The sequence below is a fragment of the Sporichthya polymorpha DSM 43042 genome (assembly GCF_000384115.1).
Lineage (GTDB): Bacteria > Actinomycetota > Actinomycetes > Sporichthyales > Sporichthyaceae > Sporichthya > Sporichthya polymorpha.
Window position 1 is genome coordinate 5,270,811 of record NZ_KB913029.1, and the last position, 12,374, is coordinate 5,283,184.

General features: G+C 71.4%; 11 protein-coding genes. 4 read left to right on the top strand and 7 right to left on the bottom strand.

Features of this window, described 5'->3' with window-relative positions:
- Nucleotides 1–2: 2 nt before the first annotated feature.
- From SPOPO_RS0125430 to SPOPO_RS31615, 6 genes are all read right to left on the bottom strand, one after another.
- Entirely contained in the window at nt 3–1,610 is a 1,608-nt protein-coding gene (locus SPOPO_RS0125430) for an ABC transporter substrate-binding protein (RefSeq protein WP_084671546.1), read from the bottom strand.
- A 4-nt stretch (nt 1,611–1,614) separates the two neighbouring features.
- A complete protein-coding gene (locus tag SPOPO_RS31610) occupies nt 1,615–3,270 on the bottom strand; it encodes a cytochrome P450 (RefSeq protein ID WP_156870239.1) in 1,656 nt (551 codons plus the stop codon).
- Nucleotides 3,271–3,393: 123 nt separating this feature from the next.
- Entirely contained in the window at nt 3,394–4,596 is a 1,203-nt protein-coding gene (locus tag SPOPO_RS0125440; protein ID WP_019878027.1) for a PucR family transcriptional regulator, read from the bottom strand.
- A 147-nt stretch (nt 4,597–4,743) separates the two neighbouring features.
- On the bottom strand, nt 4,744–5,874 hold the full coding sequence (locus SPOPO_RS0125445) for a hypothetical protein (RefSeq protein ID WP_019878028.1): 1,131 nt from the start codon (nt 5,872–5,874) through the stop codon (nt 4,744–4,746).
- 133 nt (nt 5,875–6,007) lie between these two features.
- Nucleotides 6,008–6,910, bottom strand: a complete 903-nt coding sequence (locus tag SPOPO_RS0125450) for an oxygenase MpaB family protein (RefSeq protein ID WP_019878029.1) — start codon at nt 6,908–6,910, stop codon at nt 6,008–6,010.
- Nucleotides 6,911–6,929: 19 nt separating this feature from the next.
- Complete coding sequence (locus tag SPOPO_RS31615) at nt 6,930–8,606, bottom strand: sensor histidine kinase (protein ID WP_019878030.1); 1,677 nt, start codon at nt 8,604–8,606, stop codon at nt 6,930–6,932.
- Nucleotides 8,607–8,795: 189 nt separating this feature from the next.
- Here SPOPO_RS31615 and SPOPO_RS31620 point away from each other — a divergent pair, with 189 nt between their 5' ends.
- From SPOPO_RS31620 to SPOPO_RS0125475, 4 genes are all read left to right on the top strand, one after another.
- On the top strand, nt 8,796–9,269 hold the full coding sequence (locus tag SPOPO_RS31620) for an SRPBCC family protein (protein WP_019878031.1): 474 nt from the start codon (nt 8,796–8,798) through the stop codon (nt 9,267–9,269).
- A 257-nt stretch (nt 9,270–9,526) separates the two neighbouring features.
- Nucleotides 9,527–9,973 (top strand): DUF3806 domain-containing protein, encoded by a 447-nt coding sequence (locus tag SPOPO_RS0125465; RefSeq protein ID WP_019878032.1) that lies wholly within the window; start codon nt 9,527–9,529, stop codon nt 9,971–9,973.
- Between the two features lie 116 nt (nt 9,974–10,089).
- The gene (locus SPOPO_RS33305) at nt 10,090–10,980 is read left to right on the top strand and encodes an alpha/beta hydrolase (RefSeq protein WP_019878033.1); all 891 of its coding nucleotides are present in this window, start codon (nt 10,090–10,092) and stop codon (nt 10,978–10,980) included.
- 112 nt (nt 10,981–11,092) lie between these two features.
- The gene (locus SPOPO_RS0125475) at nt 11,093–11,713 is read left to right on the top strand and encodes a hypothetical protein (RefSeq protein WP_019878034.1); all 621 of its coding nucleotides are present in this window, start codon (nt 11,093–11,095) and stop codon (nt 11,711–11,713) included.
- Here the strand turns inward: SPOPO_RS0125475 and SPOPO_RS0125480 are convergent.
- Entirely contained in the window at nt 11,688–12,320 is a 633-nt protein-coding gene (locus SPOPO_RS0125480) for a hypothetical protein (RefSeq protein ID WP_019878035.1), read from the bottom strand. The genes SPOPO_RS0125475 and SPOPO_RS0125480 overlap by 26 nt on opposite strands.
- Nucleotides 12,321–12,374: the final 54 nt, after the last annotated feature.

Below are 12,374 nucleotides of genomic sequence, written 5' to 3' on the forward strand. Positions count from 1 at the left end.
CGCTACCCCCGAGCCTTGGCTTGCGGGTCGCTGGGGGCGAGGACGTCGGTGCACACCGGCTTCGATACCGCCTTGACCCAACCCGTGTTGTCCGCGTTCGAGATCGCGGCGTACAGGCAGTACGGGACCCGCGGGTTCTGGTCCTTGCCGAACGTCAGCGGCGGCGTCAGCCCACCGAGGGTCGTCCACTGCTGACCCTGAAAGGTCCAGAGGCCCTCGAGCAGCTGCTGCGTCGTCGGGTTCTCGGCCGACAGGCCGGCGGAAGCGGCGACCAGCATCGCCCCGCTCGCCCAGCCCATGGCGGCGGTGCCACCCGAGGTGAAGCCCGGGTTGAACTTCTTGATCGAGGCCTGCCAGTACTTCTCGGCCGGCGTCGAGTTCGCGAACCACGGGAAGTGGTTCATCGGCACGTAGGCGTTGCCCAGCCACTTGTTGCCCTGCAGGAACTGCTTCTCGTTGCCGACGCCGAGCGGGTAGGGCAAGACCTTCGGGTGGTAGCCCACCTGAGTGCACGACCGGGCGAACCGGTGCTGCGAGGCCGCGTCGAAGGACAGACCCAGTGCTTCGACGCCGGCGTTCTTGAGGTCGAGGCACTGCTGCACGTACGACGGGGCGGTGATGGAGACCTGGATCGTCTTCTTGACCTTCGCGCCCATCATCGGTGCGAGTTCCTGGAACGCGCGTTCCATCTGTTCGCACGCCCGGGGCACCTCGATGCACCAGACCTGGCCGATGTTCGGGGTCTTGAAGTGGTTCAGCGCCGCGTCGATGTAGCCGTACGCCATCGCCTGCACACTCGAGCCCTGCGGGAACATCAGAGGATTGGTGAACCACGTGTTGTTGGTCAGGTCCGAGCCCAGGATCGGCACGCCGTACTTGCGGATGACCGGGGCCACCGCGTCGACGGTGAGCAGTTGGATGTTGCCGACGAACGCCAAAACCTTCTTGTTCTGGATCATCTGCTGGACCTTCGTCGACGCCGTCGCCGGGTCGCCCTGGTCGTCGTCGACGATCAGGTTGATGCGGTGACCGTTCAGGCCGCCGCACGCATTCTGCGAGGTCGCGAACGTCTCCAGCGCCGAGCGCACCGGCGAGAACAGCTCACCGAGGACGCCGGACAGCGTGCTGACGTTGCCGATGTTGACCGGCGAGAGGTGGGCCGGCTTGCAGACCGCCTTGCCGCCGAAGATCGGCGCCGTCTCGACCGTGCGCTGCACGGCCGCGGCGAGGCTCGATCCGGCCGCACCGGCGGCCGCACCGGCGCCCTTGCCCTTGGATCCGCCCGTGGCGGCCGCGCCGGTCCCGGTCGCGGCCGCAGCCCCGCCCGAGCCCGTGGGCGCCGCGGCCGTCCCGGTGGCCGCGGCGCCCGTGGCGGTGTCGGCCCCGGACACCGCGGCGGCATCGGTGGCGGCCGCGCCAGAAGTGTCGGCCTGCTCCGCACCGCCCGTCAGGTCGGTCGTCTCGGCGGCGCCGGTCCCGGCATCGACGATCGCTGACGGTGCGTCAGCGCCCTCGATCGCGGATCCACCGCATCCGGCTACGAGGCTGCCCGCCACGATCACCGCGACGGCAGGCCCGAGGCCCCAGCGGAATCGTCTGCGTGTCGTCATGTCGTCACTTCTCCGAGGCGAAGACGCGCGCGACCAGGGCCGAGTTCGCGAAGTCACGGAAGACGAACCACTTGCCGTCCCGCAGTTCGATGATGTGCGCGAAGTCCGACTCGAACTCGGTCCCCTTCAACGTCCGGAACTTCAGGTGTCCGAACACCGCGAGGTGGTCACCCTGTTCGATGATCAGCTGCGGATCCATCGCGAGCACCTCCACGGAGCTGCCCACCCGCTGGAGGAACTCACCGAACCCCGCGGCGCCGTGGTACGTGCCGGCGTAGGGCACGTCGTCGGTGCCGTAGTAGTACGTCTCGATGTCCGGGTGGATGTTGGCCATCACGGTCTCGGCGTCGCCGGCGGGGACGGCGGCGTACATCGTGCGGGTCGTCCGGACGTTGAGGCTCTCGGTCGAGGTGGGGGCGGTCATCGCAGTGCTCTTTTCGTGGAGGACGATGGGAATGCGGGTTCGGCTGTGCTGCAGGAGAGTGGCGGTCTGGGGGACGGGCTCCGACGGCCCGCGCTCCATCCGCTCGAAGCGGTCGAACAACGCGCCGACCATGACCTCGACCTCGAGGGTCGCCAGCGGGGCGCCGAGGCAGTAGTGGATGCCGAGGCCGTAGGTCATGTGCCGGTTCGCGTTCGGCCGGTCGAGGTCGAAGCGCTCGGGGTCCGGGAAGACCTCGGGGTCGTGGTTCGCGGCGGCGAAGAACAACGCCACCCAGTCCCCCGCCTTGATCTGCGCCTCGCCCACCTGCACGTCGCGGGTCGCGACGCGGAACAGCCGCTGCGGCGGGCCGGTCAGGCGCAGCGTCTCGTCGAGGAAGGCCTTGATCAGGCTGCGGTCCTCGCGCACGCGGGCCGCGGCCTCGGGGTGGTCGAGCAGCGCGTCGACGACGTTCGCGCCGAAGTACATGCTGGTCTCGCTGCCGGCGACGACCAGCGTGATGCAGAACCGGACGATCTCCTCGAAGGTCAGCTTCTCGCCGTCCGCCTCCGCGAGCAGCAGCGCGTCGATCAGGCCGTCGCCCGGTTCCTCACCGGCCGCGAGGGCCTCGGCCCGCGCCTGACAGAGCGCCACGAAGTAGCCGCCGAGCTCCAGGTTGGAGGCGTTCCGCTCCTCGCCGGTGAGGTCGGCGGAGAGCATGAACGCGTTCGCCCACCGTTCGTACTTCGGGGCGTCCGAGTCGGGAGCTCCGAAGAACTTGCACATGACGACGGCCGGGACGTGGGCGCACAGCTCGTGCACCGCGTCGATTTCCTGCCCGGCCGGCAGGTCGGCGACGAGCTGCCCGACCCGCTCGACGAGCCACGGCCGCATCGCCTCGACCCGGCTGCGGGTGAAGACGGTGTTGACGACCTTGCGGTGCGCAGAGTGCAGCGGCTGGTCGGTGTTGACCAACATCAGTGTCGGGGCGTCACTCGCCTCCTGCAGGGGGTCGCGGGAGGAGAACGTCTGGTGGTCCCGGGCCGCCTCGCGGACCTGCTCGTGCGTGAGCAGCGCCCAGGCCACCACGGGCTCGTCGACGCCGGGCACCGTTCCGGGCGGGTAGTCGACGTAGCCGGGGACCGGTGAGTACGGGCGCAGCGCCGCGTAGGCGGGATACGGATTCGCGATGACCTCGGGTGTGGCGAGGTCGGTCGCGGCGAACTCAAGAATTGACATCGCGCGTCCTTCGGCGTGGGGATGCGCGAAACCGTAGATATCGCCGAACGAGTCGCCCATGTCCTCACGGGAGCCATTTGCGCCCGTGATCTATCGCCGGAGGAGCGATTTGTCCCCTGCGGGTCAGGCGTCGAGGAGCCGATGGATCAGCAGGGCCGCCTCGACCGCCGCGCGGCGCCCGGCCAGGGGTCGACCGAGCAGCTCCTCGGCCCGGCGGACACGCTGTTCGACGGTCTTCTCGTGCAGCGTCAACCGGGCGGCCGCCCGCTTGTGGCTCGCCCCCTCGGCGAGGTAGGCCTCGAGCGTCTCCCGCAACCGGGCGGTGGTGGCGCCGGCGCCGGCGAGGGCCCCCAGTTCGGCGGTGGCGAACCGCGCGGCGGACTCGGGATCGGCCAGCAGGGTGGACCCGAACCCCGTCGCGGCGAACGACACCAGCCGGCTGCCGGCGGCCCGGAGCGCCTGCCGCGCCTGCAGGTGCGACTCGCGGAACCCGTCGAGGCCGTAGCCGGGGTTGCCGAACGCTCCTCGGCAGTTCGGCGGGAGCACGCAGTCCTCCAGCGCCTCCAGCGCTGTCGCCCCCGGCGCCTCGACAGAGCTCACCCACCCGCAGACCGACCGGTCCGTCGCCCGCATCAGCAGGGGCTGACCGGCTCCCAGGATCTCCGCGATCTGCCGGACGACGCCCTCCAGTGCCGCGACGTGGGCGCTGGGCTCCTCCACCGGGTCCGGCCGCAACACGACCGCGACGTGATGCCGCCGCAGTTCGTGCCGCATCCGGCGGCTCGCCTCGTCGCTGTCGACGGCCTGGCCGGCCAGGACGCCGCGGATCGCGTCCTCCGCGGCTGCGGCCTGGCTCCGCTCCCAACGGCGCCGTTCGTCCTCGTAGGCCGCGACGACGTGGACCCGGACCGCGTCGAGGTAGGTCGAGACGAAGTCGGTGGACCAGGTCACGAGCCGCTTCAACTCGTCCGGGTCGTTGACGTTCTCGAAGACGACGTCGACCCACTGGCGCCACAGCTTCGCCTGGCCGACGTGGTAGCACCGCAGCAGCGTCGGCAGCGCGACGCCCCGATGCACCATCAGCCGCGCGAAGTCCGTGGCCTGCGCCGGCGCCTCAATCCCTTCCGGCGGGATTCCGAACCGCAATAGGGCCGCCATCGCCCCGATGTGCGCGATCGCGTTCGTCTCGGTGGCCGCGTGCATCTCGGCGTCCTGCGGCATCTCGTGCACCGTCGCCATGATGTGCGTCGAGAGCTCGGGACCGAGGTCGGTCAACTGCGTCGCGACCCGCGCGGCCCACTCGGAGACCTCAGCCGGCGTGCCCATGGCTGTCGAACCTACGCCCGGGCTCGGAACGAGAGAAGGATTTCCGCCGCCGTCCGGGAACTCCCCGAACCGGTCAGACGACGTCTTCAGTGGGCGGCAGTACCGAGGCTCCGGGACGACGGGGTGTGTCCCGGAGCCTCGCCGCCACTACTCGTCGCCGTAGTCCTCGCCCGTGTCGCTGTACGGGGCGTAACTCGGCGAGGAGAGCCGGTCGTCGCCGTAGCGAAGGTGCGGGGCACGGTTCGTGACCGGCCAGAAGGAAACCTCGTACCGCTCCCCCGACCGGCCCTCCACCTCGTCGTAGCCGTTGTCCGGCACCCGACCGGAAGCGAGGACGCGCACCCGGTAGAGCCCCGGGCGCGCCGGCACGAAGGCGTTCTCCGCCCACCACAGCCCCAGCGGGCCGAAGGCGTGCAGCGGCTCGGTGATCTCGAAGGTCTCCTCCTCGCCGACGTCCCAGTCGCCGAGTCCCTCGGACAGGGGAGCCGGAGCCGCGGCGAAGGCACGCACCGTCAGGTCGACGTTGCCCCAGCTGACGCCGGTCCGGATCACGACCGCACCGCCACTGACGCCGAGCACCTGCTCCTTGAGCCAGGACTTTTCGTCGACGGGGTAGGCGTCGAAGGGCGCCAGCCAGACCTGGTGCTCGAAGGCCTCAGCGAAGTGGCGGGTTCCTGCCCGCGTCGCCGTCCCGGGAGCCCTCGGGCCGGCGAGAACCTTCTGCGCCTTCGCCACCTGGCGCTCGATCAGCGCGATCGTCTCCCGTTCCGTGGGAACGGACTCCGCCACCTCGGGCTCGTCCGGCATCGACTCTGCGACCGCGAGCCAGTCCCGCAGCTCTTCGAGGACGAATGCCCACTGGGCGCGGCTCAGGACGATCGTGACCGATCGGTCCTCCGCGGGCTTCTCCCCGAGCTTCGCGAGTTGCCCCTCCGCGAGCTCGATGACCGCCGACGCTTTCGACGCCTTCGGCAACTCATCGCCCGGGTCCTCCGTCGTCACCGAGACCGTGCTCGCCAAGGCGGAGTCGACGAGGTGCCAGTTCGCGAGCGGGAGCCGGACCGGGATGCGCTCCGCCGGGTCACCCACCGGGGCCGGCCTGGCCGAGGGCGACGGCGCCCCGGCGCTGGGCGACAGCGGCGCCTCGACGATCGGCGACCGGTCCGGACCTGCGTCGGAAGGAACGACGGAATCGCCGCCGATGCCGCAGCCAGTCAGGCCGAGGAGTGCGACGCCCGCCCCGCCGAAGATGCGCGCGCGAAAGCTGCGTCTGTCCACGGCCGCAGGATGACGGACCTCGGCGCGATCGGTGGTTGATCGGAGCAAGTCGGGACGTTGGTCCTCAGGTCATCGTCCGGGGAATCGCGCGCTATGACGCGCCATTCCTCGGACGATGGGGCGCGTCCCGGCCCTACAGCGGGCGGGTGGCGAGGGTGCGTTCGAAGCGTTCGGTGGCGCGGGTGGCGCGGCGGGCCTCGTAGGCGATGTCGAGGTACTTCACCCGCTCGGGGAGGACGGCGTTGGCGCGGCCGAGGACGGTGCCGATGGCGCGGAGGCGGCGCTCGTCGAACCCGCTCCAGGACAGGCCGAGCTTGGCCCGGGCGGCGGGCGGGAGGGTCCCGACCATCACGAGCCGGTTGATCTCGCCGCCGAGAGCGCCGGCCGGCCTCCACAGCCGCCGGAGCGGGGCGGGGAGCATCGGCGGCGGGGGCGTGCGGGCCGCGAGGTCGAGGACGTCGTGCGCCGTCGGGTGATCGACGAGCGTCCGGGAGATCATGCCGTCGTAGTACGCCCAGAACGCGGCCGGCGTCGGCGGGAGCAGGTCCTCACGCACCTGAAGGATCCGGCACATCTGCAGGACCTCGGCGTACGCCTGCTCGAGCTGAGCCTCCGTCAGGGGACGCGGCAGAAAGTACCGCGAGTACGACGTGATCGCGTGAAAGGCCGTCAGGGGAACCCAGGCCCAGGGCTCGGCGGTCAGGGCGTGGTGCCGCTTCCCGTATGCGTCGACCGCGGACAGGTCCTTGTGCATCTCGCGCAACCGCCGGCCCTCGTCGATCGCGGTCTGCCCGCCGTAGACCCAGGTCTGCACCGAGGCGAAGCTGCGCTCCGCGCGGCCCCACGGGTCGGTGCGGAAGGTGGACCGCTGGTCGACGACGGTCCCGATCGCCGGGTGCATCACCTGCAGCACGAACGCGCTGCCGGTGACCGCGACGTAGAGCCGCTGGCCGGTCAGTTCCCAGAGGATCCCGCCGGGCTCGATGAGCTCCGGCGCAGGACGGCGCCGGGCGCCCGGGACCGTCGAGGAGGCCATGTCGCGATGCTACGCGCGCTCAGTCGACGGGGACGGCCCAACGCAGAGACGTCCCGGCCTCGGAACCGGGCGTGGGCGAGGTGAACACGCAGGTCCCGCGGCGTCGGCGCGCCCGCTCGGCCAGGTTCGCGGTCCCGCTGCGGCGGGCCGGCTCCCCGAGCCCGACGCCGTCGTCGGTGACCTCGACGACGAGCTCCCGCGCCCCCGGGAGGTACGAGATCTCGACCCACGTGTGAGACGCCTTCGCGTGCTTGGCAACGTTGGTCAGCGCCTCACGCAGCACGGTGACGACGTCCTCGACGAGGTCCGTGTCCGCCATGACGTCGAGCGCGCCCTCGAACCGCACGGCCGGGGCGGCCTCCAGCAGCGGCGTCACCTCGCCGAGGACTTCCAGCACCCGGTCACGCAGACCCGCGTTGCCGAGCCCCAGCGGCGTCCGCATCCGGTAGATCGCACTGCGGATACCGGCGACGGTCTTCTCGATGTCGACGATGGACCGGTCGAGCCGTTCGGCGCCGGGCCCGTCACCGAGCGTGCCGAGCAGCCCCTGCAGGGACATGCCCGCCGCGAACAGCCGCTGGATGACGTCGTCGTGGAGGTCCCGCGCGATCCGGTCCCGCTCCTCGCGCAGGGCGAGCTCGTCCAGGGCCTGCCGCGCGTCGGCGAACTCGAGCGCGATGGCCGCGTGGTTGGCGAACGCCGTCGCCTGGTCGACGTCGACCTCGTCGAACGTCGCCTCCCCGGCCTGACGGGTCATCACCATCGTGCCGCGGGTGCGGCCGGCCGCGATCATCGGCACGACCAGGAGCGGCCCGATCGGCGCCGAGACCAACGAGTGCGCGACCGCCCCGCGGTTCTCGGTCTGCGCGTTGTCGACCTGCACGGGCTGACCGGTCTCGACGACCAGCCCGGAGTACGTCTTCCCCAGCGGGTACCGCTCGCCCGGGCGCTGGATCGCCAGTTCCCCTGCCGCCACCGCGATCTCCACCTCGGCGCCGTCGGCCGTCAGCAGGAGCACGTGCGTGGTGTCCGCGCCCGCGACCCAGCGCGCCTGCTCGGCGATCCCGGGCAGCGGGTCGGACGCGGTCCCGTCGAGCAAATCCCGGGTGATGTGCAGACAGGCCTGCAGCCACTCCTCGCGCTTGCGGGCCTCGAACGCGCGCCGCTCCTCGAGCTCGGCGAGCACGCGGACGTTCTCCATCGCCACCGCGGTGCTGTCGGCCAGTGCCTGCAGCAGCCGCCGCTCGGTCGCCGTCGCCTCGTGGTTGCTCGCCCAATAGACGCCGATCGCCGCGACGGACTCGGCCGCACGCACCGGTGTCATCGTCAGCGACCGGACGAACGTGGGCCGGTAGGCGTCGTGCGGGATGCGGTCGTCGACGTAGATGTCCGGGATGACGACCTGCTGCGCGTTCAACATCGCCCAGCCCGAGATGCACTGCTCCATCGGGAACTTGTGCCCGGACCACAGCGGCGCGATCGCGTCCTCGTCGACGTAGTGGCAGCGGCCGTTGTCGCGGAGGACGAAGGTGGCCCCGTCGGCGGCCGCGATCTCCCGCGCCGCGTGCCGGACGATCTCGACGACGTCGTCGAGCCCCCGGGCCCCGGCCAGGTCGCGCACGGCGTCGACGAGGCGCTCCATGCCCGCGACGTAGGAGTCGTCGGTGCGGACGTCGGTGCCGGACAGCGTCGACATGGGCCACCAATCCGAGGAGTTCTCGCCCCTGTCGGCCACGACGCCCGGGAGCTGAGCGAGAACCACGGTAACCGCCAGATCTCCCCAATCGGCGTCCCTGAGCCGTAATGTCCGCCTCGGCCCTGCACACAGATCCCCGGAGAGCCGACCGACCCAGCCCCCGTCCGCGCGTGTCCCAGGAGGAGCGCCATGTCCGACCAGCTCAGAGTCAGCCGCGACGTCGATGCCAGCGCCGAGCAGATCTTCGCCGTCCTGGCCGACCCCGCCCGGCACCCGGAGATCGACGGCGCCGGGATGGTCCTCGGCCTCGCGGCCGGCGGTCCGGTCTCGGCCGTGGGCGACGAGTTCACGATGAACATGAACAACTCGATCCTCGACGACTACCAGGTGACCTCCCGCGTCACCGCCTTCGAGCCGGGCCGTCGCATCGGCTGGTCCCCGTGCGGGCTCGCGGGCGACACCCTCGACCGCCTCGGTGACATGAAGCCCGGCGGCCAGACCTTCACCTTCGAGCTCGAGCCCAACTCCTCCGGCGGGACGACCGTCACCCAGATCTACGACTGGAGCGCGGTCGAGGACCCGCAGTTCCGCGCGCTGATGCCGTTCCTGAAGGAGGAGCACCTCGCCGGGACGCTGGACAAGCTCAGCAAGGTCGCCGGATAGCACCTGCGCTTCACTCGCCGGAGCCGCGCCTCACTCGCCGGAGCCGCGCCTCACTCGCCGGACCGGGCGAGTAAGGCCTGTCCCCGGCGAGTGAAGCCATGTCCGGGGCCTGATCGCGGCGGTCGAGGAATGCCTCCCGGGCGGACGGGGTACGTAGCCCGCTCAGACGAAATCGGCTGCGGACTCCGGGTCCGCCGTCGCATCATGGGAGGTCACGTTGCTGACGATCGTCAGACGAGACACGCCGGGGGGGCGAGATGCGAGCGTTCACACGGGGCCTGTTCCGCCAGCCGCCCAGCGACACCGAGACCGCGCACGCGATGCGGGCGCTGGCCGAGGTCTTCCTGCACTCCACGGCCGCGGAGTTCCGCTTCGGCTGGGACGGCACGGACGTCGAGCACCTCGACGAGCTCTGCGACCGCTTCGTCCTGCCCGGCCAGCGCGCAGTCACGACACGGTCCGCGATGGCAGCGCGCATGGGCGCCTTCGTCGGCGAGTTGCTCGTCCGCAACGCGGGTGGTCGTTGGGTCTTCGACGATGCGTGCCGCACCGCGGCCGTCGAGCTCCCGAACGGGCAGCGTGTGCACCCGACCGAGCGCGTCAGTCGGCGCATCACGGTGGGTCACCACCACAGCATCGCCGAGTTCTACCGGGCCGCCCTGGCCGGTGACTCGCTGGTCTTCGCGCCGCGCCAGGCGGGCTGACCGGGCCGGCGAAAGCGACGCCGCAGCCTGCGCAACTGGCCATCCGCCACTTCCGCACCTATCGTCCCACCCACGGCACCTGAAGTGCGGGTGCCGGGGCTTCGGGGTGGGCCGAGATGCGCATCAGGTACGCGATTCCGGTCGTGGTGTCGTTGACACTCGCGATCGTGACCGCGGGTGCCATCGGGGCCGGGTCCTTCTACTCCGTCGCCGAGGACGCCCGGCCGCAGGTCCTCGACTACTCCTACGGCCCGGACCCGGCGCACAACCTGGACCTCTACCTCCCGGCGTCGGCCGCCATCGCCAAGCCCGGCCAGGCGCTCACGCCGACGATCGTGTTCGTGCACGGCGGGTCGTGGACGGGCGGCGACAAGGAGGACATGCAGGAGGCCGCCCAGGCGGCCGTCGACCTCGGGTACGTCGCGATCTCGGTCAACTACCGCCTCGCCCCGGAGCACCGGTGGCCCTCGCAGCGACGGGACGTCGTGTCCGCGCTGCGGTGGATCCACTCACACGCGCCCGATCTGCACGTGGACCGGTCCCGCATCGTCGTGATCGGCTCGTCCGCCGGCGGTGAGGTCGCCGCCTCCGCCCTGACGCAGGGCGCGGGCCGCAAGCTCGCCCGCGGGCTGATCACGCTGTCCGCGCCGGTCGACTTCGCTCTGGTCGCCAAGAACACGATGCTGACGCACCTGTCCGAGGACCTCGCCGAGGCGCTCACCGAGGACCTGATCAACTGCACGCCGGAGACGTGCGAGGAGATCGCGGAGAAGCGCGCGGTGTTCACCAGGATCGACGCGGGCGACCCCCCGATGCTGATCTTCGCCGGCAACCGCGAGTGGGTGGACCCGCAGGGGGCGATCCGGCTGCACCAGGTCAACCTCGCGTCCGGCGTCCCGTCCCGGCTGATCGTCTTCGACAGCCGCAAGCACGGCATGGCCCTGTTCGACGACGCCTGGCCCATCGCCGCGGCCTGGATCGCCGAGCGCATGGCGGCGCCGCGCTGACCCGCGCCCATCCCGCCCGCGCCGATCCCGCCCGCGCTGATCTCCCTGCGCCTGACCGAACCGTTAACGTCGGAGCGCTGCGGATCGGGGCCGCGACGGTGATGATGTGCGGGTGAAGCGTTGGACACTCGCCGTGGTTCTGGCGTCGCTGCTCGCGGTGGGCGGGTGCGGCGGAGCTTCCGACGACCCGGCGCAGCCGGCCGCCGCCGCGCAGGCCGAGGCCGCCCAGGCCGACCTGCCCGACCCCCACTACGCGCTGTTTCCCGACGCGACCCCGGCCCCCGACTGGGAGCTCACCGACGTCGTCCGGATGCGCGCCGACGAGCGCGACGCCAAGCGCAAGCGCGCCGAACCGCTCGGGGCGCTGCCGGGCGTCGACTGGTACACGGAGTACGCGGGCCCGGCGACGGACGACACCGACGCCTACCTGTCACTGACCGCGTACACGCAGTCCCTGGCGGAGCGGAAGACCGAGTCGGTCTCCGAGACGTCCACCGCGACCGACGGGGAGATCAACGGGCACCCGGCGTTCTGGACGATGGACCCCGAGGACCCGGGCAGCGGCGCGGTCGTGGCCTGGGAGATCGCCCCGGGCTACACGCTCGAGCTTTTCGCCACCGGCGTGCCGCTGGACGACCTCGTCGCGATGGCCAAGACCGTGCGCGACGCGACGGAGGCCGAGTGGGCCGCCGCCGGGGCGGACGTGCTCAGCCCGAGTGGACCGCAGGGTTGACCCGGCGCTGACCCTGAGCCGGCACCGCGGGCTTCGCCGGAGCGGGCCGGGCCGGAGCCGGCACGGCAGGCTTCGCCGGCGCGGGCGCGACGACGCGCTGCGGGAACAGGCGGGGCAGGTCGGTGCGGAGGGCGGGGACGATGTCCGCGACCTCGCGGCCGGTGCGGCGCAGGTAGTACCCGGCCTCCATCATCCAGTCGGTGACGGCCTTCATCAGCTCGTCCTCGACCTTGTTCTCCAGCGCCAGGTAGAGCAGCGCGGTGTCGACATGAGGCTCCGTCAGACCGACGGCGCAGCCGTCGGACATGTCTTCCGCCGTGGCGACCGAACAGCCGAGGTGGGCGTGGTTGGCGAGCTTCTCGCGCAGCGGCGCGAAGTCCTCACCCGTGAGCTCGGTGAGGACGGCGACGGCCGCCTCGGCGAGCTGGCTGGCGAGCAGCCGACTGGCGGCGCCGTCGGCGGTGCGCTCGATGCGCATCACCTCGGCGAGGATGTTGTCGACGCCCCGGCGGTGGGCGCGCAGACGCAGGCTCGGCTCCCGGTGCCGCCCCAGCTCGGGCGCGACCAGGCGGACATGCGGACCGATGTCCCTCTTCAGACCGAACACGATTCCCCCGTAAAGCCAGCTTGATTACGACGATCCCGACATTGAGACGCGCGG